General features: G+C 71.7%; 19 protein-coding genes. 8 read left to right on the top strand and 11 right to left on the bottom strand.

Annotated features, from left to right (window positions below; all coding sequences use genetic code 11):
• Positions 1-53: 53 nt before the first annotated feature.
• The 4 genes from OHB41_RS12505 to OHB41_RS12490 all read right to left on the bottom strand — a co-directional run bounded on the left by OHB41_RS12505 (position 54) and on the right by OHB41_RS12490 (position 3688).
• A complete protein-coding gene (locus OHB41_RS12505; protein WP_266698002.1) occupies positions 54-1058 on the bottom strand; it encodes a glycosyltransferase family 2 protein in 1005 nt (334 codons plus the stop codon).
• A complete protein-coding gene (locus OHB41_RS12500) occupies positions 1055-1873 on the bottom strand; it encodes a glycosyltransferase family 2 protein (protein ID WP_266698000.1) in 819 nt (272 codons plus the stop codon). The genes OHB41_RS12505 and OHB41_RS12500 overlap by 4 nt, the downstream gene beginning before the upstream one ends.
• Positions 1874-2247: 374 nt before the next feature.
• Positions 2248-3342 carry a GNAT family N-acetyltransferase gene (locus OHB41_RS12495; RefSeq protein WP_266697998.1) on the bottom strand — a complete coding sequence of 365 codons (1095 nt, stop codon included), beginning with the start codon at positions 3340-3342 and terminating at the stop codon, positions 2248-2250.
• 1 nt (position 3343) lies between these two features.
• Complete coding sequence (locus tag OHB41_RS12490) at positions 3344-3688, bottom strand: hypothetical protein (protein WP_266697996.1); 345 nt, start codon at positions 3686-3688, stop codon at positions 3344-3346.
• 423 nt (positions 3689-4111) lie between these two features.
• Here OHB41_RS12490 and OHB41_RS12485 point away from each other — a divergent pair, with 423 nt between their 5' ends.
• Positions 4112-4918, top strand: a complete 807-nt coding sequence (locus OHB41_RS12485; RefSeq protein WP_266697994.1) for an SGNH/GDSL hydrolase family protein — start codon at positions 4112-4114, stop codon at positions 4916-4918.
• A gap of 6 nt (positions 4919-4924) precedes the next feature.
• On the opposite strand, the gene OHB41_RS12480 is transcribed toward OHB41_RS12485, so the two are convergent.
• From OHB41_RS12480 to OHB41_RS12465, 4 genes are all read right to left on the bottom strand, one after another.
• Positions 4925-6574 carry a serine/threonine-protein kinase gene (locus OHB41_RS12480; protein ID WP_266697992.1) on the bottom strand — a complete coding sequence of 550 codons (1650 nt, stop codon included), beginning with the start codon at positions 6572-6574 and terminating at the stop codon, positions 4925-4927.
• A 57-nt stretch (positions 6575-6631) separates the two neighbouring features.
• On the bottom strand, positions 6632-8422 hold the full coding sequence (locus OHB41_RS12475) for an urease accessory protein UreH domain-containing protein (protein ID WP_266697991.1): 1791 nt from the start codon (positions 8420-8422) through the stop codon (positions 6632-6634).
• Positions 8419-10179 (bottom strand): tetratricopeptide repeat protein, encoded by a 1761-nt coding sequence (locus tag OHB41_RS12470; protein ID WP_266697989.1) that lies wholly within the window; start codon positions 10177-10179, stop codon positions 8419-8421. Before OHB41_RS12470 ends, OHB41_RS12475 begins: the two co-directional genes overlap by 4 nt.
• A 116-nt stretch (positions 10180-10295) precedes the next feature.
• Positions 10296-11816: a DUF4331 domain-containing protein gene (locus OHB41_RS12465; RefSeq protein ID WP_266697988.1), complete on the bottom strand. Its 1521-nt coding sequence runs from the start codon at positions 11814-11816 to the stop codon at positions 10296-10298.
• A 253-nt stretch (positions 11817-12069) separates the two neighbouring features.
• Here OHB41_RS12465 and OHB41_RS12460 point away from each other — a divergent pair, with 253 nt between their 5' ends.
• The 3 genes from OHB41_RS12460 (at position 12070) to OHB41_RS12450 (ending at position 14009) form a co-directional block, all read left to right on the top strand.
• The gene (locus OHB41_RS12460; protein WP_168527356.1) at positions 12070-12612 is read left to right on the top strand and encodes a sigma-70 family RNA polymerase sigma factor; all 543 of its coding nucleotides are present in this window, start codon (positions 12070-12072) and stop codon (positions 12610-12612) included.
• Between the two features lie 223 nt (positions 12613-12835).
• On the top strand, positions 12836-13624 hold the full coding sequence (locus OHB41_RS12455; protein ID WP_266697985.1) for an anti-sigma factor: 789 nt from the start codon (positions 12836-12838) through the stop codon (positions 13622-13624).
• Positions 13625-13739: 115 nt separating this feature from the next.
• A complete protein-coding gene (locus tag OHB41_RS12450; protein WP_153291450.1) occupies positions 13740-14009 on the top strand; it encodes a hypothetical protein in 270 nt (89 codons plus the stop codon).
• A 278-nt stretch (positions 14010-14287) separates the two neighbouring features.
• On the opposite strand, the gene OHB41_RS12445 is transcribed toward OHB41_RS12450, so the two are convergent.
• Genes OHB41_RS12445 through hmgA form a run of 3 tightly spaced genes read right to left on the bottom strand, consistent with a single transcriptional unit; the run spans position 14288 to position 17634 of the window.
• Positions 14288-15475, bottom strand: a complete 1188-nt coding sequence (locus tag OHB41_RS12445) for a type ISP restriction/modification enzyme (RefSeq protein ID WP_266697981.1) — start codon at positions 15473-15475, stop codon at positions 14288-14290.
• A gap of 41 nt (positions 15476-15516) precedes the next feature.
• Positions 15517-16266: a GntR family transcriptional regulator gene (locus OHB41_RS12440; protein ID WP_266697980.1), complete on the bottom strand. Its 750-nt coding sequence runs from the start codon at positions 16264-16266 to the stop codon at positions 15517-15519.
• Between the two features lie 27 nt (positions 16267-16293).
• On the bottom strand, positions 16294-17634 hold the full coding sequence (hmgA, locus tag OHB41_RS12435; protein ID WP_266697978.1) for a homogentisate 1,2-dioxygenase: 1341 nt from the start codon (positions 17632-17634) through the stop codon (positions 16294-16296).
• A gap of 212 nt (positions 17635-17846) precedes the next feature.
• Here hmgA and OHB41_RS12430 point away from each other — a divergent pair, with 212 nt between their 5' ends.
• The 4 genes from OHB41_RS12430 (at position 17847) to OHB41_RS12415 (ending at position 23109) form a co-directional block, all read left to right on the top strand.
• Entirely contained in the window at positions 17847-18536 is a 690-nt protein-coding gene (locus tag OHB41_RS12430) for a nuclear transport factor 2 family protein (protein ID WP_266697977.1), read from the top strand.
• Positions 18533-19153 carry a TetR/AcrR family transcriptional regulator gene (locus OHB41_RS12425; protein WP_266697976.1) on the top strand — a complete coding sequence of 207 codons (621 nt, stop codon included), beginning with the start codon at positions 18533-18535 and terminating at the stop codon, positions 19151-19153. The genes OHB41_RS12430 and OHB41_RS12425 overlap by 4 nt, the downstream gene beginning before the upstream one ends.
• A 132-nt stretch (positions 19154-19285) precedes the next feature.
• Entirely contained in the window at positions 19286-21553 is a 2268-nt protein-coding gene (locus OHB41_RS12420; RefSeq protein WP_266697975.1) for a molybdopterin oxidoreductase family protein, read from the top strand.
• 122 nt (positions 21554-21675) lie between these two features.
• Entirely contained in the window at positions 21676-23109 is a 1434-nt protein-coding gene (locus OHB41_RS12415) for a CitMHS family transporter (RefSeq protein ID WP_266697973.1), read from the top strand.
• Positions 23110-23241 lie beyond the last annotated feature (132 nt).

Here is a 23241-nt window from a genome sequence, read left to right as displayed (position 1 = left end):
GCGCGCGGACCGCGTGCCGCCGTGGCGCCCCGTGCCGGACACGGGTCCTGGTCTCATGCCGCCGCCCCCTCACGCCCCGGACCGTCCCCGATCTCCACCACCGAGAACACCGCCCCGCCCCTGCGGGCCCGGAGACTGCCGAGTACGTATCCGCCGGCCGCGGTGAGGACCCCGGCGACGATGGCGCCGGCGCGGCCCGCGCCGCCCGGACGGGCCAGCACCGCGTCGCGCACGCCGCGCACGACTCCGGCGGGCAGCACGCGGGTGGTGTACCGGCGCTCGGACTCCAGCCCCTTCCCGGCGCCGACGCTGCGCGCCACCAGGGCCTTGGACAGGCCCTCCGCGTAGGTGCGGGTGCGGAAGTACGCGAAGTGCTCACGCGCCCGCGGTACCCGGTGGTGGATCACCGCGCGGTCGTCGATCAGCAGGATCGCGTCCGGCCTGGCGCGGGTGAGCCGGATGCACAGCTCCGTCTCCTCGCAGCCCAGCGGACGCTTGTCGCCGTCACGTCCGATGCCGGTCGCGAAGCCGCCCGCCGCGTCGAACGCCGTACGGCGGAAAGAAGCGTTTCCGCCGAGGACGTTGCGGACCCGGACCCTTCCCTCCGGCAGGCCCTTGTACGTGCAGCCCACCACCCAGTCGAACTCCTCGGGGAACCAGGCCGGACGGCGGCCCGACGCCCAGATCGGCATCGTACGGCCGCCGACGGCCATGACCCGCGGGTCCGCGTACCCCGCGGCGAAGTGCCGCAGCCAGTCCCGCTCGGCCACGGCGTCGTCGTCGAGGAACGCGATGATCCCGCCGCGCGCGGCGGCGATCCCGGTGTTGCGCCCCGCGGACAGACCGCGCGGGCCCGCGTTGGCGAGCACCCGCACCGCGTCGGTCTCCTTGTACTCACTGCCCAGCCGCTCCAGCAGCGTGGGGTTGTGGTCCACGACGAGGAGCGTCTCCAGGGCGGGCAGTGACTGCGCCCGCACCGAGGAGACCGCCGCGAGGATGTCCTCCCAGCGGTCCTCGGTGTAGACGCAGACCACCACGGAGATGCCGGGACTGCTCAAGACGCCTCTCCCTGACCCGAGTCGAGCTGCGACGCGTGCGGCCGACGGCGCAGCGCGCGCCGGTTGGAGCGCTCCTTGAGGATGACCTTGAGGACCCGCAACCCGTCCCGCACCGCGCGCAGGTTGCTCGCGCCGTGGATACGGAGGTACTCGTGGCTGGGGATCTCCTGCACCTTGAGACCCGCCTTGACCACCCGGATGTTCATCAGGGTCTCGACCTCGAAGCCGGTGCAGTCGAGGTCGATCTCGTCCAGGCAGTGCCGCCAGAACGCGTTGTAGCCGTAGCAGAGGTCGGTGTAGCGGGCGCCGAACTTGGCGTTGACGACCGCGCACAGGACCCTGTTGCCGAGCTTGCGGATGGGCGTCATGTCGGACGTGCCGCCGCCGTTGGCGAACCGCGAGCCCTTGGCGAAGTCCGCCCCGGACACCAGCGCGGACACATAGGACACGATCTCGTGTCCGTCGGCCGAGCCGTCCGCGTCGACCATCACGATGATGTCGCCGGTGCACGCCTCGAACCCGGTGATCAGCGCGTCGCCCTTGCCCTTGCCGCGCTGCTCGACGACCTTGACGTCCGGCCAGAGTTCCCGGGCCACCTGGACGGTGTCGTCGGTGGAATTGCCGTCCACGAGAACCACTTCGTGTATCCAGCCGGGAAGTGTCTTGAAGACGTAGGGGAGATTCTCCGCCTCATTCATGGCGGGAATCACCACACTCACCGGTGGCGCAATGGCCAGGTGAGAGGAGATCAGCCGGTATTTGCCGACCGCTAACGGATCATCGCCCGAAATGGCTGGGCGCAGGACTGAGCTCATGAGTCTGGTCCCTCTCGTCCGGTGGACCGCCCGCCCCTGGGGCGGTCCGTCTCTTTGTCCGGTTCGAAAGGGGGGTTCTCACCTACGGCATGCCGAAATGGATCTCCGTGCGTGCCGGGTGAGCTGGCAAAGCTGGCCGGCTCTCGAAAAAGCGGAAGCCGACCGCGCGGCACGGCTCGGCACAAGTGTGGTCACCGAGCACGGCACCCCCCTACCGCGCCCCGCGCCGGACCCTCTTCGCGATCCTGAGCCCTCCCCTGGATCGCATACGCATGACGGTCCGATGCGGGTGAGATGTATGACGATATTGACGATTGTGTCTCTATGGCAAGGCCTGGAACGTGCCCCCACGTTTTTGTTGGTTTGGCCGTTACCTAACGACTCGAACGGATTTTCCCCATCCGCTTGAGAATTCTGTCGGCGGGCTCGAAGAGCTCCGGCCGCGACAGCACCATGTTGCGCAGCGCCCGGACCGGAGCGCGTCGCGCCCTGTGTCCGACCGCGACCGGGTGACGCCGGGTCACCCACCCCTCGGACACGGAGAGTTCGCGTGTCTTCAGGGAGTCCTTGTATTCCTTCTGGCCCCGCCCTAGATCCAGATAGGCAATTCCGTCGGCGGCCGCCGCCTCCGCCATCCGCAAATGCATGATCAGCCCCGGCGAGTACTTCGCGAACGCCGGATCGTAGGCCGGGAACCAGCACGCGAGGACCCGCTCGGTACGCAGCCCGAAGTGCGCGGCGACCGGCTTCCCGTCGGCGTACAGCACGGACAGGATGCCCGCGAACGACTCGGAGCGGGTGTGGAAGAGCTGCAGCACCAGATGGTTGATCCAGTCGTGCGCGAAGCGGTCGCTGCGCCCGGTTCTGCGGTACTGCGCGGACTTCCAGTTCATCAGGGTGCGCAGGGCCGCGGGGTCGCGCTCGTCGTGGACGTAGCGCACCTCGCCGGCGTCCCGGCCGAGCCTGCGCTCCTTGGCGAGCGTGGTGCGGGTGAACTTCGGCGACTGGACGCGCAGTTGGCGCAGATACGTTTCGTAGCCCTGGTCGACGTCCATGACCGGCGAAGAGAAGGTGCCGGAGGCTCCGGCCTCGAACGGCGGCTGGCCCTCCACCAGATGGTCGAACTCCCATACGGCGAGTCCGCACTCCCGCAGCAGGTCCTGGGCGTCCCAGGTGAACCCGGGACGGTGCACCAGACCCTGGCAGTCGGAGACGCCGAGGCCGACGGCCCGTCCGACGCCGGTGGTGGATCTCTGGAACGGGAAGAACGCCGTGGGCTCGCCGTCCTCGCGGGCCACCGCGATCCGTACGCCCCGCCGGCAGCGTCCCACCGCGAGAGTGAACTCGGGGGACAGGAACGGATTCGCCAGCTCCGGCGAGCCGTTCAGATGGGCCTTCGACTGCAAAGCCGTCCAGGCCGCCCGGTCGGCGGTGCTCAGCTCGCCGGGGCGGTACACGCGTATGTCCACTTCAGGAGGTCCGTCTTCTCGCGGTACGGCCGCGCAGCCGCCGTACCAGTACCAGCAGGAGAACGAGGGAGCTGATCGCGGCCACGGCGACGATCCCGCCGGGGACCGACCAGCGGTGCACCGCCAGCATGCCCTGGGCGACGAGGAGATCGACGGCGATCGCTCCCGCGACGGACACCACCGTGCGGGCGAAGGGATCCAGCCCGCGCAGCGCGGCCCCGACTGCGGCTCCGGGCGCGGCGAGCAGGAAGAACAGCGTGAACGGGCCGCGCAGCGAGGAGTCCACGTCTGCGAGCGCGAGCACCGCGCCGACTCCCGCGACGGCCACCGCCACGCCCGCGAGCAAGGGGACCAGGTCCCTCCCCGGATCCTGTCCCGACCGCTCGTCACTGTCTGGTGAAGGTGACTTGATGCCTAAGGTCTGCATTGGCGACTTTGCCCCCCGAAGCGCCGGATGCCGGGCTTCAATGTCGCGCAGGGGGCTGGCGGCCGTCAAGATGCGGTGGGCGCTGATACGGGGTTCTTGGGCGACTTCAAACCTGTCACGGCCCTGTTCCGTGCGCGATTTCCGGGGACGCCGTCCGCTCCGGACGAACTGCGCCGGGAGTCAACCGAGTTGGTTGCGGACCTGAACATGCAACCACGATGCCGCCGGTGAGCGCGTTGCCGCTGCCCTGACTGTTGCGGAAATCTTTGGCATGGACACTTCCTGTCAACACGCGTAGCTGCTACCAAAGTTGTGGCAGAGATCCTGCTAAAGGGAGGTTCCATGAGACGTTCCCGAATTACGGCATACGTGGCCTCACTCCTCCTCGCCGTCGGCGGTGCCCTCACCGGGGCAGCGGCGGCGCAGGCGTCCCCCACCGCGGCCGCCACCGGATATGTGGCTCTCGGTGACTCCTACTCCTCGGGGGTCGGCGCCGACAGCTACATCAGCTCCAGCGGCGACTGTCTGCGCAGCACGAAGTCGTACCCCTACCTCTGGGCCGCCGCTCATTCACCCTCGTCGTTCGCCTTCACGGCCTGTTCGGGCGCCCGTACGGGGGATGTCCTCGCCAACCAGCTCGGCCCGCTCAACTCCTCCACCGGCCTCGTCTCGATCAGCATCGGCGGTAACGACGCCGGCTTCGCCGACGTCATGACCACCTGCGTACTCCAGTCCGACAGCGGCTGTCTGTCCCGGATCGCCACCGCCAGGGCGTACGTCGACTCGACGCTCCCCGGTCAACTCGACTCCGTCTACTCCACGATCAGCGCCAAAGCTCCCGCCGCCCACGTGGTGGTGCTCGGCTATCCCCGGTTCTACAAGCTGGGCGCGACCTGCCTCGGCCTCTCCGACACCAAGCGCGCCGCGATCAACGGCGCCGCCGACTACCTGGACAGTGCCATCGCCAAGCGCGCCGCCGACCACGGCTTCACCTTCGGCGACGTCAGGACCACCTTCACCGGCCACGAGCTCTGCTCCGGCAGTGCCTGGCTGCACAGTCTCAACCTGCTGGACATCACCGAGTCGTACCACCCGACCGCGGCCGGCCACTCCGGCGGCTATCTGCCGGTCTTCACCGGCGTGGCCTGACCGCCCCTACGGCGAGGCGGAAGCGGAGGCCCCGTCCGACGGGGTCTCCGTCACGCACGTGACCGAGAACGGCACCGAACCGGACGTGGTGTGCACCGGGCTGCGAACCTCCACCCCGATCGCGTTCCGGTACGTCCCGCTCGCGTCGTACGTCGTGACGACGACCGACTTCCGCGCGGTCCTGCCGTCACCCGCCGAGAACGACAGGGTCTTCCAGCCCGGGTCGGAGACCTGGCCGGTTTCCGTCACCCAGCGGTACTCGACCCGCGCCGGCACCCGGCCCACCGTGAACGTCGCGGTGAAGACGGGTGCCTGGGCCTGCGGCGGCGGACAGGCCCCGGAGTAGTCGGTGTGCGCGCCCACCACCGTGACCCGTACCGACTGGGCGGGCGGCGTACTCGTCCGGCCGCCGGGCGACCTGGTGGCCGGAGAGGCGCCGCCGGACGCCGCGGCACCGCTCGCACGGCTTCCCGACGGCGAACTGCCCCCGCCCGCGCCCTTGTCGGTGCTGTCGCCGGTGCCCGTGCCGCTCGAGCTGTTCGTGCCGTTTCCACCACTGTCGTGGTTCATCAGGGCGTACGTCAGTCCGCCCAGCGCGAGAGCGAGCGCGGCCACCCCCGCGATCACGGCGACGGCCGCCCGGCGGTTGCGGACGGGCTCCGTCGAGGCCGGGGTGTCGGTGACGGGCGGGAACGACGGATAGCCCTGTGCCGGACCCGGCGGATACGGCGTGTTGTGGTCCGGGCGCGGCGGCCCCTGCGCGGGCTGCGGGAAGGCAGCGACCGTCGGCGTCCGGGAACTCGCGACCGAAGGGCCCGCGGCCGGGGAGCCGCCCGCGCCGATGATCCGCAGGTCGCTCTCCGCCTGCGCGGCGCTCATCCGCTCGGCCGGGTCCTTCCTCAGCAGCCCCTCGATCACGGGAGTCAGCTCTCCCGCCCGGCGGGGCGGCGGCAGCGGCTCGTCGACGATGGCGCGCAGCGTGTTGAGGGGGGTGTTGTACCGGAACGGCGAGTTGCCCTCGACCGCCGCGTACAGCAGCACCCCGAGCGACCACAGGTCCGACTCCGGGCCCGGCGTACGGCCGAGCGCCCGCTCCGGGGCGAGGAACTCGGGCGAGCCGATGACCTCGCCCGTCATGGTCAGCGCCGAAGTGCCCTCGACCGTCGCGATACCGAAGTCCGTGAGCACCACCCGGCCGTCGTTGGACAACAGGACGTTCGCCGGCTTCACGTCGCGGTGCAGAACCCCCGCCTCGTGCGCGGCCCGCAGCGCGGAGAGCACTTCGGCGCCGATGTGCGCGGCGCGCCGCGGGGAGAGCGGCCCCTCGGCGTCCAGGAGATCGGAGAGGGAGATCCCGCGGACGAGTTCCATCACGATCCAGGGACGACCGTCCTGCGTCGCCACGTCGTACACCGTGACCACGTTGCGGTTCGGCACCCGGGCCGCGGCCCAGGCCTCGCGCTCCAGGCGCGCGTACATCCGCTCGACCTCGGGCCCCATGAGCCCGGCGGGCGCGCGGACCTCCTTGACCGCGACCTCGCGGTGCAGCACCTCGTCCCGGGCACGCCACACGGTTCCCATACCGCCCTGGCCCAGAGGGGAGAGGAGACGGTAGCGGCCCGCGATCACACGTTCACTGCCCGGCTCTTCGGACACGGGTGTCCCCCCATTCGTATCCGTCGCGCATCCGCGTGATTTCTCCACAAAAGTAGCTCAACCGAGTGCGGATGCCGCCCCCTTGAACACCAATCCGGCCCCCAGGGCCACGACGACGAACGCCGAACCGAGCGGCGCCGTCCTGCGGACCAGGGCCGCGGCCGTCCCCTCGGCCCACCGCGCACGCTTCGCCAGCGCCCGGTTCATGCCACTGCCGAGCTTGACGACGGCGAACCCGGCCGCGGTCAGTGTCAGGGCCAGCCCGACGCCGTACGCGAGTACGAGGAGCAGGCCGAACCACGCCTGTCCCAGGGCCGCGGCGCCGACCAGGACGACGACGGCGGACGGACTGGGCACGAGCCCGCCGGCGAAGCCGAGCAGGATCGTGCCGCGGATCGTGGGGGCCACGGCGTGGGTGTGGGTGGAGCCGCCGTGGGTGTGTTCGAGGGCCGGGGAGACCGTGCCGCTGTGCGGGTGGTCGTGATCGTGGTGGTGATGGTGGTGATCGGGGTGGTGCGGATGCTCGCGCAGCGCACTGTGGGGGTGGTGCGCACCGCCCTGGACCGTCGCGACGGCGGACGTGTGGGCGTGCGCGAGGACCAGCGGGCGCTCTTGCCGCTCGGCGTGCTCGTGGGGGTGGCCGGCGTGGTCCGAGTGGTCGTGTGCGGGGCCGTGGGGATGCTCGCGGCCGTGCTCGTGTTCAGGAGAGAGGCCGTGACCGTGTTCATGGCTGTGGTCGCGGTGGTGGTCGCTGCCATGGTCGTGGTCGTGTGTGCGGCCTCGGCGGCGCCCCGGCGCGAGCCCCTGCGCGGGTGCCCTGTTGCGCCATGCGCGCCGTACGAGCGTGACACCGGCGCACGTCACCAGCACGCCGCTCGCGATGCCCAGCCACGCGATCACGGAGGGCGCGGCGGCGGAGCCGGCCGTCACCAGGAGGCCGAGGGCGACGACGCCCAGGGTGTGGGTGACCGTGACCGAGGCGGCCAGCGGGAGCACGTCGCGCAGCCCGGCCCGGCCGCCCCGGGCCGCCGCCGTCGCGGCCATCAAGGTCTTGCCGTGGCCCGGCGCGAGCGCGTGCAGCGCGCCCAGGCCCACCGAGACGACCAGGGCCAGCATGGCGAAGCCGAGGGTGAGGTCGTGCTGGGCGACCAGGTTGTCCAGGGCCCGGGTCCAGCGGTCGGCGCCGCGCGGGAGGACGGAGGCGCCGGGCGCGGCCGGTCCCTCCTCGGTCAGCGCGGGACCGCCGGGGCGGATCCGCAGGGAGGCGGTCGCGGTGTCGGCGGGGGAGGAGAGCAGCGCCTTGGGGTAGCTGGTCAGTTCCCGGGACACCGACGTCCTCGGTACGTCCGACGCGGTGAGCGTCATCCGGTCGCCGCGCGCCGTGATCTCGCGCCAGCCAGGTCCCCGGTCGGTTCCCGCGCCGCGGAAGCCCAGCGACACCGTGGCCGCCTCGGGGAGCGGGGCCGTCATCCGGCACTCGACACGCAGGGTGTCGAGCCCGGCCTGGCCCGGCCGCAGCCTCGCCCGGCTCGCCGCGACGGTGAGCGGGACCGTCCGCCCGTCGACACTGGCCCTGCTGCCGTGCGCCGCCGTCCCGCAGCGCTGCCGGGCCCAGTCCGCCATACCGAGCTTCTCGATGTCGGGCTTCGCCTGGGTGGCCGGGATCTCCGCGAGGTCCTCGACGTGGTCGACGCGCAGTTGTCCGGGGGCGGCGACCAGTCCGTCGTACCGGTTCACGGTGAAGTTGCCCAGCGGATGCGCGCTCGCGGCGCCGCCGGGCACCAGGACGAGGGCGCAGGCGGCGGTGAGGACGGCCGCGCACGAGGCGAACAGTCGGCGCGGCGTCACTGGTCGTCCTCCAGGGCCTTACGGGCCGCACGGGCACCCAGCGGGGAGAAGCCCGCGTTCAGGTCGAGGGCCGCCTCCAGCGAGGCGCGGGCCTCCTTCCCGTGGCCGGTGGCGCGCTCGATCATGCCGCGGTGGTAGAGGAAGGACGCGTTGCGGTAACCGGTGGCCGTGGCCCTGCGGGCGTACGGAAGGGCCTCCCCGTCACGGCCGTTGACGTGCAGCGCCCAGGCGAGCGCGTCCGCCGTGTGCACGGTGTGGCGGCGGCCCCATTCGTCGCGGGCCGCCTTCAGCGCGGCCCCGCGGTCGCCGTGGTCGGCGGCGGCGAGCGCGGTGTCGAGGTCGGCGTCGACGCCGTAGGAGTGGGCGAGCGCGATCCACGCGTCCACCAGCGCGTACTGGTCCTGGGCCTTGCGAGCGTCGCCCGGATTGCCCCGCGCCTCGTACAACTCGCCCAGTTCCACCAGGGGCTGGGGCAGCGGATAGCGCTCCACCACCTGTTCCATGCCCTTGATCGCCGCCGCTTCGTCGCCCCGGGCGGCCTGGGCGCGGGCGCGGCCCTCCAGCGCCGGGAGGTAGGTGTCGTCGGCGGCGAGCGCCCGCGAGTAGTACGTGAGGGCCTCCGTGTACCGGCCCTGGTTCCAGGCGAGTTGGCCGAGCGCGGTGGCCACGTACGAGATGTCGCCCCGGCTGGTCGCCGTGCCGAGAGCCTGTTCGAGGACCCGGCGTGCTGTTTTCACGTCGCCGCGCAGTTCGTGCACATAGGCGTACCGCGTGAAGACGGGGACGCCCGGGCGGCGCGAGTCGGCCAGGTCGGCGGCCTTCGACGCCGCGGTGTAGTGGCCGAGTTCGACGAGCGCGTCGATCCGGGAGGAGAGGGCACGCTCGCTGTACGGGTTCTCCTCGAGCACCGTGTCCGCGTAGGTCAGGGCGCCGGTGAAGTCGTGCCGTGCGGCGGCGAGGGCGGCCCGTCCCGCGAGCGCCGGCTCGTTGCCGGGCCGCAGCTTCAGGGAGCGGTCCAGCGCCTGCTGCGCCTGGGGGTAGCGGGACGGGTCGCCCTTGGTGCGGGCCTGCTCCACGTACGCCAGTCCGAGCGTCGCCCAGCCACTGAAGTCCTTGGGCTGCGCCCGGAGATGGGCCTGCAGCGCGGTGATGCTCGTGTCCAGGTCGCCGCTGGCGAGGAGTTGCGGAGAGACGGCGCTCGGCGCGGCGGCGACGGTGGCGCCCGAGCCGCTCCTGACGGCCCCGACGACCACGGCCCCCGCGGTGAGCGCGACGGCCAACGATGCCGCGCAGGCGACGAGTTGCACGGCCCGCCAGCGGCGTGCCGAGGCGGACACCCGCCGGACGGCGGCTACCCGTTCGTCAGCCGCGGCGACCTGCTCGTCACCCGCGCCGGCCTCACCGCTCACCGTGCCCGGCCCGCCGCCGTCCACGGCATCGTCCGCGCGCTCCTCGCCGACCGCGTCCTTCTTATTCTCCTCGTGGGTCTCCTCGTTCTCCTCGGTCCTCTCGTTCTGCCCGTCGACCACCGTCTCCTCGGCGGCGGCGGCGACGACGACGACGGTCGTGTCGTCGGACGTCGAGGGGGCGTGCGCGCGTGTCGTCCGGTCGGCGGCCGCGACCCGTGCCCGCGCCGCGGACCGCGCGGGCGAGTCCTTCGCCGTGCGGATCGGCGGAGCCGGATCAGGCTCCGTCGTGGCGACCGACCGCTCGCCGGGTTCGCCCTCCGGCGCGCTCTCGTTCGTACGCGGGGACATGCCCACTCCTCAAGGTCCTGGGGGGAACGATCGTTTCGTGTGGGGGGAGGGAGCGGCGCGGCCCGCGCCGTGGGGGATGGGGGGTACGGGCCGCGCCAGTCGGTGGACCGGGCCGGTCAGTAGGCCCGGTACATGCGCCGGCGCCACCACATCACGCCGGCGCCGATCAGCAGGACGCCGGCCACGCCCGCCGCCGCGGAGCCCGCGATCAGCATGGTGTCCGTGCCGCCCGAACCCGTCTGGATCGCGTCACCCAGCTGGTTGCGGACGTTGTTGCCGGTGCCCTTCGCCAGCGAACCGCGCGAACCCGACGTCGGCTCCGCCAGGTACGGGAAGGACTTCTCGAACTTCTTGTCGTTCTTGTCGACGGAGTCGGTCAGACCGGTCTTCTGGCCGAGGAGTTCGCCCTCGACGACCCGCAGCGACGCGTCGATCACGTCGTCGGAGAGCCGACGTCCGTTCGGGAAGCCCGCGTTGTCACCGTCGAGCACACCGAGCCGCTTGGGATGCATGCTCGGCTTGATGGAGGTGTTGAGCCGCAGTTCCTCCGAAGGGCGCACGTGAGGCGGCTGGTTGAGGCCCTTCACGCCCTTCAGGAACACGTCGACCAGGTCGTTGCGCGGCTCGGCCGGTGCCTTGATCTTGTAGATCCCCTCGATGAGCTTGGGCAGCTCCGGGTTGGTCACGTTCTTCAGGAACTGGGCGTCGTCCCAGGGCGCGGACGCGTTGAACTTGTCCTTGTCCTTCTGGGGGTTGACGACCTCGTTGACCAGCGGGCTGCCCAGCCGCGAGACCTGCGTCCAGTCGCCGCGGGCGTCCGCGCGCTGGACCGTGGACCAGATGCCGACGACCGGCTGCCCGGCGGACTCCCGGATCATGTCGTTGGGCACCTGCAGGGCTATCGAGTTGACGTTGTAGCCCTTGAGGGTGTCCCGCCCGACCTCGGACAGGTTGCCGCCGTACAGAAGGTCGAAGACCCGCAGATCCAGGAAGAACGGGTCGTCCGCCTGGCCGGCGAACGTGGTCGAGTCGCCGGCGAGCTTGTACACCGCCTGGTTGCGCAGTTTGGTGTAGTCGGGCATCGACGCCTTGCCGACGTTCGACGGGGCGACCGGGATGTCGTCCGCGACCTTGGTCTTGGAGACCAGCTTCTGGTTGTGCAGCCGCAGCAGATCGATGTCGTACGTCTGCGTGATGTTCAGGTCGGGGTCGTCCAGGCTGCTGACCGGACCCGTGTTGTAGAGGAAGGTGTCGCCGTTCTTCCGGTGCGTCTTGAAGGTGTACCGGTAGATCAACTCGCCCTGCGCGTCACCGTTGTTGTCGATGTGGATGTCGTACTGGGCGTCGTCCGCGAACGTGTAGAAGTTCGGTCCGCCGGCCGGTTCCTCGAAGGGGATGAAGTTCGCGATGAGCGTCGTCGTGTCCGGCTTGTCCGGACTCACGAAGGCGTACACGTCGGTGTTGTCGTACTGGGGGGTTCCCGAGATCAGCGGGGCCTCCCGGTGGCTGGAGGCGGAGGCCGCCCCCGGTTCCAGCACGGTCACGCCGACGGCCGCGAGCCCACCGGCGGCCAGCGCACCACAGATGAGAGTCACGAGACTCCTGCGTCCCACGCCACTCCTGGAGATAGGTGTCATGCCGTCCGTCCTCAGATCCCAATTGCCTGACGCACGCCATTCGGAGCGGTCGCCGCGGTGGATTGGTCGAATCCCAAACGTTCTTACGGCGGGTTCCGCGACTCGTCTCAGCGGGCGGCTCGCTTCTTTTCGCGGCTCTTTCGCGGGCGACCCGCTTTTTCGGACCGCTGATCCGTAACCCATCCGAAGGACCGCTCGCTGCGAACACGTAGGTGAAGGACCGGGCCGTGCGCGCCCGGAGAGGGGGGAACGAGTGGAGGCGGACGAACTTCTGGTGCTCGTGGCCGGAGGCGACCAGAAGGCATTCGAGGAGTTGTACGGGATCGTGTCCGGACCCGTGTTCGGACTGGTGCGCAGGGTGGTGCGGGACGCCGCCCAGTCGGAGGAGGTGTCCCAGGAGGTGCTGCTCGAACTCTGGCGCTCAGCCGCCCGGTTCGACCCCGGCCGGGGCAGCGCGCTGTCCTGGATCCTCACCCTCGCGCACCGGCGGGCCGTCGACCGGGTCCGCAGCGCCCGCGCGGCCACCGAGCGCGAGCAGCGCGAGGGGCAGCGGGCCCACCATCCCGCCTTCGACCAGGTCGCCGAGGAGGTGGAGGCCGGGCTCGAACGTGAATGGGTACGACGCTGTCTTGACCGGCTCACGGCCCTCCAGCGGCAGTCCGTCACCCTCGCCTACTACGACGGCTACACCTATCGTGAGGTCGCCGAGCGGCTCTCCCTGCCGCTCGGAACGGTCAAGACGCGCATGCGTGACGGTCTGACACGGCTGCGCAACTGCCTGGGGGGTGCCGCATGAGCGGGGCCCGGCTCCTCTGGAGCCACGACGACGGAACCCGGCACCGCACCGCCGGCGGCGCGCACCCCCGTGGCAGCGCCGACCGGGTCGGCGCCGGTGGCCCCCGACCGCTTCACCCGCGTCCCCGTCACCCCTTCCGGCATCTCCCCGCCGGTACTCACCTCCTCCGAACCCGCGTTCTGGACCTGCCCAGCAGCGCCCGGCATCTCCTGGGAGGCGTCGCATGAGCGTCCTCGACCGTCTGCTGCGTCGCGATCTGCACTCGCTCGCGGCGCCCTACGCCCTCGACGCGCTGGAGCCCGACGAGCGCCACCGCTTCGAGCGGCATCTGCGCGGCTGCGCACGCTGCGAGGCCGAGGTGCGGGCGCTGGGCGAGGACGCGGTGCGGCTCGCCTGGTCCACCGCGGCCCCGGCCCCGGCCGCGCTGCGCGAACGGGTCCTGACCGCCGTGCGCACCACCCCGCAGGAACCGGCGTCGCCGGGCGCACCGCGCCCGCGGGCGGCGCACGGACCCTCGCGTGCGCGGGACCCGCGCTTCCGTCCACTGTTCGCCCCGTTCGCCACCGCGACCGCCGCCGCGGCCCTCGTCGTCGCTTCCCTGTTCGCCGTACAGGCGACGCAGACCCAGGACGAGCTGGACCAGGAGCGGGCCCAGGCACGTGAGATCGCCCACGTTCTGGCCGCGCCCGACGCCCGGGCGTCCGGTCAACGGGACGCGCAGGGACGCGGGATCGGTGTCGTCGCCTCCGCGTCGGAAGGGCGCGCCGTCGTGACACTGAGCGGACTCGGCACTCCGTCAGGGGGGCGCGTGCACCAGCTGTGGCTCATGCGCCCCAACGCGCGACCGCGCTCCCTCGGGCTCTTCGAGGGCGACACGCCCTTGATGGCCACCGGACTGAACACCAGGGCGACGTCACTCGCTGTGACCGTCGAGCCCCACGGCGGCTCGGTGCAGCCCACAACCGCGCCAGTTGTCCAACTCGCCCTGAAATCTGTTGGATTCGGAGAGTAATCGTCAACACCCTTACGGGGAAGGTGAATCCTGTGACCGCGATACACGAGTGCCATGAGGGAGCGATAGGGTTAGCCTGCCCGGGCCGGGTGGACTCGTACGGGTGGGGAGAGACATGGAACAGATAACAGTGCGCAGCAGGGCACGTGTCCCTGCGATCACCTGCGGGAGCAGCGCGACCAGTTCGCGCCTCGACCGCCATCTTGCGGTGCTGGGTGGCCCTGCCATACCGCAGCGCGAGACGGTCGAGGCGACGTCGCTGATGCGTGAGCTCACCGCGCGTGACACCACGCACGACAACAACAGCAGGGGCGCGCGCGTACGACGGGTCTCGCTCTTCGCACCTCTGAAGCGACTTCGTCGATCCCTGTTCGGTGGCCACTAGTCCGGTCACGCGGTACCCGACCCGCGCTCAGGCGACCACACCGCCCGCGCACGCTGCGCTCTCGCCGCCCGTCTTCCCACGGCGCGCAGCGTCGCCCGGGCGTGTCCCCGGGCGCGGGTGAAATCTTCCGCTCGTACGCGCCCTGACACCCGCCCGGCCGCGCGCGGATCCCGTGGACACTCTCCCGGCCCATGGGTCCCCGGCCCGGAATTCGGGCCGGCCGGTCGCGGGCCCGGAGCCGGCTCACCGGTCCCCGGCCCAGCTCCGGCGTCGCGGCACTAGAGCAGCGCGAACTGGCCCTCGGGGCCCTCCTCGTGGTGATCGAGGACGGACGCCGGCCGTCGTGCAGCCTCCGGCACCGGCAGCACCCCCGCCGCGCGCAGCTCGCTGGCGCCGATCGGCGCCTCCGGCACCGTCAGCTCCGCCTGCCGCTGCCGCAGTTCCCCGAGCAGTGCCAGCACCGTGATGAGTTCGAGCAGCTCGGAGGTCCGGGTCTGCGGCCAGGCCGAGGGCCCGATCGCCTCCAGAGTGCCCGGTCCGCGCGGCCCGGTCCGCTCAGCGAACCACTGCTCCAGGACGCGCACCCCGCCCACCTCGAGGTCCCAGGCGTGGGGCGGCACGGGGGAGATCCGGCCCTCGCCGAGATGCAGGGCCTCCTCTTCGCGGTCGTAGCGCAGTTCGAGGGGGGAGGCCGGGAGCGGTGCGCGGACGTACGGGCGACGGCCTCCGGGCAGTTTGGGACGCTCGCCGTCGCGCCGCGTCAGCCGCAGCATCCCGCGGCCCAGCTCGACCCCGCGCTCCCAGACCTCCGGCTCGGCGGTGAGGGGGACGACGCGGCCGCCCCGGCCCGGCCGCGCGACCGCCACCGTCCACGCCAGGACGTCCAGGGCGTCGGGAGAGTGGCCCAGCCGGGCGCCCAGGTGTTCCGTCAGGCCGGGCGCCAGGTTCGGTTCGAGGCCGCCCGGGCGCCGGTAGAGGGGGCGGATCCGTCCGCCGCGTCCGGCACCGAGCGGCAGGAGGGAGGTGGCGAGCAGGACCGGCCCCGGTGCGCCGGGCACCACCGTCTGCTCGACCACGAACACCTGCCGTTCATCGGCCACCCGCCACAGCTCGGGGCGCGCCGCGTCGATCAGCCGGTGGTCCGGGATGAGCCACTGCTCGTCGAACGGGCCGTGCAGGACACGCACCGGCTCCGGACAGGGACCCGACTCGCGGGCCAGCCGTCCCGTCCCGGTGGACTGCCCGGGAAGCTGCGCGACCGCCGACCGCGGGGTGCGCGAGCGGGTGGAGCCGAACAGCGCCTCCCGTTCCGGCCCCTCGGCCTTGAGCAGGGCGTCCCACCGCGCTCCGAGGGACGCGGCGTCGGGAGCGGCCGGCCACCCCCGCCCCAGCCTCGGCGGTGCGACCGACCACGGCATGAGGTCCGCGAGCAGCGGAGCGTCGTCGTCGTGCGTCACGCTGGGCATCGTACGACGCCGTCCTCGTACGCCGTCCTCGTACGCCGTCGTCAGTGGGCGTCGAGGGTGACCGTGAAGGAGAAGCGGTCCCCGCGGTAGTGGATGCGGGCCACGTCCAGGGCGGCGCCGTCCTCGCCGTACACGATGCCGGTGTAGTGCAGGATCGGGCTGAGCAGCGGCACTTGGAGCAGCCGAGCCGTCTCCGGGTCCGCCAGCCGCGCCTCCACGGTGTCGGTGATCCGGCTGATGCGCAGGCCCACCACGTCCCGCAGCACCTTGGTCATGGGCCAGCGCACCAGGTCCTGCGGGTCGATCAGCGCCGCCAGTTCGGGACGTACGTAGTTGCGCGCGTGGTTCGTCGGCTCGCCGGTCTTCTCGTCGCTGCGCAGCCGGTGGTACGCGCCCACCTCGGTCACGTCCGGGAAGTACTCGGTGAGTTCGGCCGGCAGCGGGACCGGTCCGTGGCCGAGCAGCTCGGTCGTCATGCCCGACTGCTGGGCCACGATCGTGTCCACCGAGCCGAGCAGCCGCACGGGCGCACCCCGCCGCGCACTCGGCTCGATGAACGTGCCCCGCCGGCGATGGCGGTTGATCAGCCCCTCGTCCTCCAGCTCCTTGAGCGCCTGCCGCATGGTGAGCACGCTCACGCCGTAGTGCCCGGCCAACTGCTCCTCGGTCGGCAGCCGTAGCGGATCCTGGGGCGACCGACCGAGTATCGAGGCACGCAAGGACTGCGACACCTGGTACCAGAGCGGCAACTTGCGGTTCAGGACGATCGAATCCGGGGCGAAGGAGGTCACGAAGGTATCCGTACCGGTCGCCGCAGCTCAGCGCAACGGGCGGAAGTGCCGCTGCAGGCCCTGCCACACGTCGTCGTACCCGCGCTGCAGGTGCTCCGCGCCCGCCGCTTGTGCCGTGGCGGTCACCGGCCAGCGCGTCTCGAACATGAACGCGAGCCCGTCGTCGACCTTCTGGGGCCGCAGTTCGGCGGCGCTCGCCCGGTCGAAGGTCTCCCGGTCGGGTCCGTGCGCCGACATCATGTTGTGCAGCGAGCCGCCTCCCGGCACGAAACCCTGGGCCTTCGCGTCGTACGCCCCTTCGATGAGCCCCATGTACTCGCTCATCACGTTCCGGTGGAAGTACGGCGGCCGGAAGGTGTCCTCGCCCACCAGCCAACGCGGCGCGAAGACGACGAAGTCGACGCCGGCGAGCCCCGGGGTGTTGCTCGGCGAGGTCAGCACCGTGAAGATCGACGGGTCCGGGTGGTCGTAGCTGATGGTGCCGATCACGTTGAAACGGCGCAGGTCGTAGACGTACGGCAGATGGTTGCCGTGCCAGGCGACGACATCCAGCGGAGAGTGGTCGTACGTCGCCGTCCAGAGGTTGCCGCAGAACTTGTTGACGACCTCGACCGGGCCCTCGGTGTCCTCGTACGCGGCCACGGGGGCGAGGAAGTCGCGTGCGTTGGCGAGTCCGTTGGCGCCGATCGGGCCCAGATCGGGCAGTTGGAAGGGCGCCCCGTAGTTCTCGCACACATAGCCGCGGACGGACACACCGGGCCCGCCGTCGAACGCGTCGTCGAGCGGCTCCACCCGGAAGCGGACCCCCCGGGGGATCAGTGCGACCCCGCCCGGCTCCACCCGCAGCAGCCCGAACTCGGTACGCAGCAGCAGCCCGCCGCGCTCCGGCACGATCAGCAGCTCGCCGTCGGCGTCGCTGAACACCCGCTCCATCGGGGAGTTGGCGTGATAGAGGTGCACCGCCATGCCCGTACGCCGCGTCGCGTCGCCGTTGCCGCCGAGTGTCCACAGGCCCGCGAGGAAGTCCGTGCCCGCGGGGGGCTCCGGCAGCGGGTTCCAGCGCAGGCGGTTGGGGTCGGGCTCGGTCTCGGTGAACGGAGCCGAGCGCAGGGTGCCGTTGTCCGTGCGCGTGAACGCGGGATGCGCGGCCGAAGGGCGGATGCGGTACAGCCACGAACGCCGGTTGTGGGCTCTGGGTTCGGTGAACGCCGAACCGCTCAACTGTTCCGCGTACAGCCCGAGCGGGGCGCGCTGCGGTGTGTTGCGGCCGTGCGGCAGCGCCCCCGGGACCGCCTCCGAGCTGTGTTCGTTGCCGAATCCGGAGAGGTAGGCCAGCCCCTCGGCCGTCTTCCTCGCGTCCCCGCTCATGATCGCTCCCTCGCGCCCGATTCCTATGCATCACCGTAGGATTCGGCGTCACCGTGCGCAAGGGGGCGCTCGAAGCACCGCTCGGGACCGGCCACGGCCACGGCGCGCGGCCGGGGTCCGGGCGCCACGTACGCCCCAGGGCGTGCCGCACGGTCCGAGAACCCGACTTCAGGGGGATCCGGCCGTCGGACCGTTGTTCTACTCTCCCCGGCATGTCGTGGAAGCGTGGACTGCTCGCCACGCTCGCGGTCTGCGCCCTGCTCGGCGGACCGGCGGGCTGCGGCTCCGGTGACGGGCACGGGCGAGGGGAGTGGGTGTCGGCCTCGCCCGTGGGCAGACTCCTGGACGGGACGGACGAGGAGGGACGGCACTACCGTGAGGTCGACAAGAAGAACGCGCCCGAGGTCGCGATCGAGGTCCAGCCGGACTCCGACTACGGCTGGGACGTGCGCCTGAGCGTCCACCACTTCCACTTCTCGGCCGCCGGAGCGCGGACCCGGGCCGTGTCCGGCCGCGGCGTCGCACTGCTCTACCTCGACGGCCGCACCATCGCCACGCTGCGCACCGTCGAACACCACCTCGCCGGCGGCCTGGTGCCACGCGGCACCCATCACGTCACCGCACGCCTCTACGCGGACGACCGGACGGTGTGGGCCGTACACGGCAAGCCGGTGCAGAGCACGGCCGACATCACGGCGTCCGCTTCGGGGCCGACGCACGGCTCAGCCCCGATGGCCGCGCCGGCACGGACTCCGTCCCCGGCGGCCACCGCCACGGGGGCCACCGCGCCGACCGGCGCGACGGCCCCGCCCCGCACGCGGACGGCCACGACGAGCGGGAACAGCGGTCCGGCCGGTACCGACACGGGAGGTTCACCGGACTCCGGCGGAAAGGCATCATGAAGCCCGTGCCCCCTGCGACCCCGCTCCGCCGTGCGCCCGTCCAGCGGCGCAGCGCCGAAAGACTCACGAGGATACTCGACGCCTGCGCCGGACTCCTCGACGAGGTCGGCTACGACGCCCTGAGCACCCGGGCCGTGGCCCAGCGCGCGAGTGTCCCGATCGGTTCCGTCTACCGCTTCTTCGGCAACAAGCGCGCCATGGCCGACGCACTGGCCCAGCGCAACCTGGAGCACTACACCGAACGAGTCGCCGACCGCCTCGGGAAGTCGGACGGCGCGGGAGGCTGGCGGGCCGCCATGGACGCCGTGCTCGACGAGTACCTCGCCATGAAGCGCACCGCGCCCGGCTTCTCCCTGGTCGACTTCGGCAACCAGATCCCGGTCGGCTCCGGACACGCCGAGCCCAACACCCGCGTCGCCGACCGGCTCACCGAACTGCTTTCCGGCTATCTCGACCGCACCCCCGACGAGGACCTGCGGCGCACCTTCCTCGTCGCCGTGGAGGCCGCCGACACCCTGGTCCACCTCGCCTTCCGGCTCGACCCGGAGGGCGACGAGCGGATCATCGCCGAGACCCGGCAACTGCTGCGCGCCTATCTGGGCCGGGTCCTCGACTGAACCGGGTGCGGGCCGGGGAGGGGTGCGGAGATTTTCGACCGTACCCGCGAGAGCCCTGCCGTTCATCCGTACCGGTCGGTATGCTCGGCCGCGTCCGTGCGCCACCGCTGCCACCGTCCTCCGGGAGGATCCGTGTCCCGCCCCTCCGGCACCACCCGAGACTCCCGCACCGCCTTGCGCGTCTGCCCCCTCTGCGAGGCCACCTGCGGGCTGACGCTCACCATCGAGGGCACCCGGGTCACCGGCGCCCGCGGCGACCGCGACGACGTGTTCAGCAAGGGGTTCCTCTGCCCGAAGGGTGCCTCCTTCGGGGCCGCCGACGGCGATCCCGACCGACTGCGCACCCCCCTCGTACGCGAGGACGGCGCACTGCGCGAGGCCACGTGGGAGGAGGCCTTCGACGCCGTCGCGACGGGACTGCGCGCGGTCGTGGACCAGTACGGCCCGCACGCCGTCGGCGTCGTCCTGGGCAACCCCAACGTCCACACCATGGCCGGCGCCCTCTACCCGGCCGTTCTGCTCTCCGGCCTCGGCACCCGCAGCGTCTTCACCGCCTCCACCGTCGACCAGATGCCCAAACACGTGTCGAGCGGCCTGCTCTACGGCGACGCCAACGCCATCCCGGTCCCGGACCTCGACCACACCGACCACCTCCTGCTGATCGGCGCCAACCCCCTGGAATCCAACGGGAGTCTGTGCACCGCACCCGACTTCCCCGGCAAGCTCAAGGCACTGCGGGCCCGCGGCGGCACGCTCACGGTCATCGACCCGCGCCGGACCCGCACGGCCAAACTCGCCGACCGTCACGTGGCCGTGCGGCCCGGCACCGACGCCCTGCTGCTCGCGGCGATGACCCACGTCCTCTTCGAGGAGAAGCTCGTCGACCCGGGCGAGCTCACTCCGCACCTCCAGGGCATCGAGGAACTCGCGGACGCTGTACGGGACTTCACCCCCGAAGCCGCGAGCGAGGCCTGCGACGTACCCGCCGACACCATCCGGGCACTCGCCCGCGAGCTGGCCGCCGCCCCCACCGCGGCCGTCTACGGACGTATCGGCAGCTGCACCGTCCCCCACGGCACCCTCGCCAGCTGGCTCGTCGACATCCTCAACATCCTCACCGGCAACCTGGACCGGCCCGGCGGCGCCCTCTTCCCGCTCGCCGCCACCGACCGGACGCCCCGGCCCGCCGGCCCCGGTCACGGCTTCGCGCTCGGCCGCTGGCACAGCAGGGTGAGCCGGTACCCCGAGGCCAAGGGTGAACTGCCGCTGTCCGCCCTCGCGGAGGAGATAGACACCGCCACGCCCGAAGGGGCCCCGGTCCGCGCCGTCATCGCCGTCGCCGCCAACCCCGTCCTGTCCGCCCCCGACGGCGACCGCCTCGACAAGGCCCTCGACTCGCTCGACTTCATGGTCAGCGTCGATCCGTACCTCAACGAGACCTCCCGCCACGCGCACGTCGTCCTGCCGCCGCCCCCGCCCTCGCAGAGCGCCCACCACGACTTCGCCTTCAACACCCTCGCCGTACGCAACCAGGTCCGCTACAACCGCCCCGCCGTCCCCCTCGAACCCGGCCGGATGGCGGAGACCGAGATCCTCGCCCGGCTGGTGCTGGCCGCGACCGGCATGCACGGGACCGACCCGTCCGCCGTCGACACCATGGTCGTCGACTCCACCCTCGCCAAGGCGGTCAAGGACGCGCACGGGCCGGTGCACCGGCGCGACCCCCGCGAACTCGCCGCCGCGCTCACCGGTGAGACCGGCCCCGAGCGGCGCCTCGACATGATGCTGCGCCTCGGCCCGTACGGCGACGGTTTCGGCGCCCGCCCGGACGGTCTGAACCTGGACCGGCTCCTCGCACGTCCGCACGGCATCGACCTCGGGCCGCTGCGCCCCCGCCTGCCGCAGCCGCTCAAGACCCGCAGCGGCAGGATCGAACTGCTCCCGGCACCCGTCGCCGGCGACCTGCCGCGGCTGCGGGACGCCCTGCGCGAACGTCCGGCCGCGATCGTGCTCGTCGGCCGACGCCACCTGCGCTCCAACAACAGCTGGATGCACAACGTGCCCGCGCTCACCGGCGGTTCCAACCGCTGCACCCTGCACGTCCACCCCGAGGACGCCGCACGTCTGGGGCTCGCCGACGGGACGGCCGTACGCATCAAGGGGGCCGGGGGAGAGGTGACCGCTCCCGCGGAGGTCACCGACGCGGTGCGGCGCGGAGTGGTGAGCCTGCCGCACGGCTGGGGACACGACCGTCCCGGCACCCGGATGAGCCACGCCGCCCTCGACCCCGGCGTCAACGTCAACCAGCTTCTCGACGGCTCGCTCCTCGACCCGCTCTCGGGCACGGCGGTGCTCAACGGCATCCCCGTCGAGCTCACGCTCGCCGAGACGAGGCTGTGACCTGGAGTTTTGCGCTTATTGCTCGCGTGTCAACATCTTGTCAACCGATTCCGGACCGACCTAACGTCGTCGCACCGCCGGCCCTGGCGGGAGTTCAAGGGCGAACGTTAGGTATCCACTTCATGCTGACCATCCTCGGCTTCACCATGATCGCGACCTTCCTGGTCCTGATCATGGTGAAGAAGATGTCGCCGATCGCGGCGCTCGTGCTGATCCCGGCACTCTTCTGTGTCTTCGTCGGAAAGGGCGCCGAACTCGGCGACTACGTCATCGGCGGCGTCACCGACCTCGCCCCCACGGCGGCGATGCTGATGTTCGCGATCGTCTACTTCGGCGTGATGATCGACGTCGGCCTCTTCGACCCGATCGTCCGGGGGATCCTGAGGTTCTGCCGGGCCGACCCGCTGCGGATCGTGATCGGAACGGCGGTCCTCGCGGCGGTCGTCTCGCTCGACGGCGACGGCTCGACCACCTTCATGATCACGGTCTCGGCGATGTACCCGCTCTACAAGCGCCTGAAGATGAGCCTGGTCGTGATGACCGGCGTCGCCGCGATGGCCAACGGTGTGATGAACACGCTGCCCTGGGGCGGCCCCACCGCCCGCGCCGCGACCGCGCTGAAGCTGGACGCGAGCGACATCTTCGTCCCCATGGTCCCGGCCCTCGCCGTCGGCCTGCTGAGCGTCCTGGCCCTCGCGTACGTCCTCGGGCGCCGCGAACGCCGGCGGCTCGGCGTGCTGACGCTGGACGAGATGCCGGAGCCGGAGACCGAGACGGTTCTGGTCGGTGCGGGCGGCGGTGACGGAACCGCGGCCGTCCGCGCGGGCGCCGGTGGCGGAACCGGGGCCGTACACACGGGCGGTGCGGGCTCCGGGCCGGACGCCGACACGGGCGTTCCCGACGAGGGGGACGGGTTCCAGGGACTCGACCCCCACCGCGCCACCCTGCGCCCCCGGCTCTACTGGTTCAACGCGCTGCTCACGGTCGCCCTGCTGACCTCCATGATCATGGAGTGGCTGCCGATCCCGGTCCTCTTCCTGCTCGGCGCCGCGCTCGCGCTCACCGTCAACTTCCCCCACATGCCGGACCAGAAGGCCCGCCTCGGCGCCCACGCCGGGAACGTCCTGAACGTCTCCGGCATGGTCTTCGCCGCCGCCGTCTTCACCGGCGTCCTCCAGGGCACCGGCATGGTCGACCACATGTCCGAGTGGCTGGTCTCCAGCATCCCCGACGGAATGGGCCCGCACATGGCCCTCGTCACCGGTGTCCTCAGCATCCCGCTCACCTACTTCATGTCCAACGACGGCTTCTACTTCGGTGTCCTGCCGGTGCTCGCCGAGGCGGGCCACGCACACGGCGTCTCGTCGCTGGAGATCGCCCGCGCCTCGCTCGTCGGCCAGCCGCTGCACATGTCGAGCCCGCTCGTTCCCGCCGTGTACGTCCTGGTCGGCATGGCGAAGGTCGAGTTCGGCGACCACACCCGGTTCGTGGTCAAGTGGGCGGCGCTGACGTCGTTGGTGGTGCTGGGCGCGGGGATCCTGTTCGGCATCGTCTGACGGACGCCGGCCCGCCGGCCGCGACCCCGCCGGAGCGGTAGGCGATCGTCCGTTTCCTCCCGGGGTGAACCGTGCCGTCCGATCCCGCCGTGTGTCTTCCCCCGGGCGTGTGCGGTCCGTTAGCTTCCGTGA

It is taken from the genome of Streptomyces sp. NBC_01571, assembly GCF_026339875.1.
Taxonomy (GTDB): domain Bacteria; phylum Actinomycetota; class Actinomycetes; order Streptomycetales; family Streptomycetaceae; genus Streptomyces.
Note: the sequence above shows the minus strand (reverse complement) of the source record. Positions and strands in the feature narration are given on the sequence as shown.

Coding starts and splice junctions, on each gene's coding strand:
- OHB41_RS12500 (WP_266698000.1), bottom strand. CDS start 1,873: ATGAGCTCAGTCCTGCGCCCAGCCATTTCGGGCGATGATCCGTTAGCG.
- OHB41_RS12485 (WP_266697994.1), top strand. CDS start 4,112: ATGAGACGTTCCCGAATTACGGCATACGTGGCCTCACTCCTCCTCGCC.
- OHB41_RS12470 (WP_266697989.1), bottom strand. CDS start 10,179: ATGTCCCCGCGTACGAACGAGAGCGCGCCGGAGGGCGAACCCGGCGAG.
- OHB41_RS12465 (WP_266697988.1), bottom strand. CDS start 11,816: ATGACACCTATCTCCAGGAGTGGCGTGGGACGCAGGAGTCTCGTGACT.
- OHB41_RS12455 (WP_266697985.1), top strand. CDS start 12,836: ATGAGCGTCCTCGACCGTCTGCTGCGTCGCGATCTGCACTCGCTCGCG.
- OHB41_RS12450 (WP_153291450.1), top strand. CDS start 13,740: ATGGAACAGATAACAGTGCGCAGCAGGGCACGTGTCCCTGCGATCACC.
- OHB41_RS12445 (WP_266697981.1), bottom strand. CDS start 15,475: ATGCCCAGCGTGACGCACGACGACGACGCTCCGCTGCTCGCGGACCTC.
- hmgA (WP_266697978.1), bottom strand. CDS start 17,634: ATGAGCGGGGACGCGAGGAAGACGGCCGAGGGGCTGGCCTACCTCTCC.
- OHB41_RS12430 (WP_266697977.1), top strand. CDS start 17,847: ATGTCGTGGAAGCGTGGACTGCTCGCCACGCTCGCGGTCTGCGCCCTG.
- OHB41_RS12425 (WP_266697976.1), top strand. CDS start 18,533: ATGAAGCCCGTGCCCCCTGCGACCCCGCTCCGCCGTGCGCCCGTCCAG.
- OHB41_RS12415 (WP_266697973.1), top strand. CDS start 21,676: ATGCTGACCATCCTCGGCTTCACCATGATCGCGACCTTCCTGGTCCTG.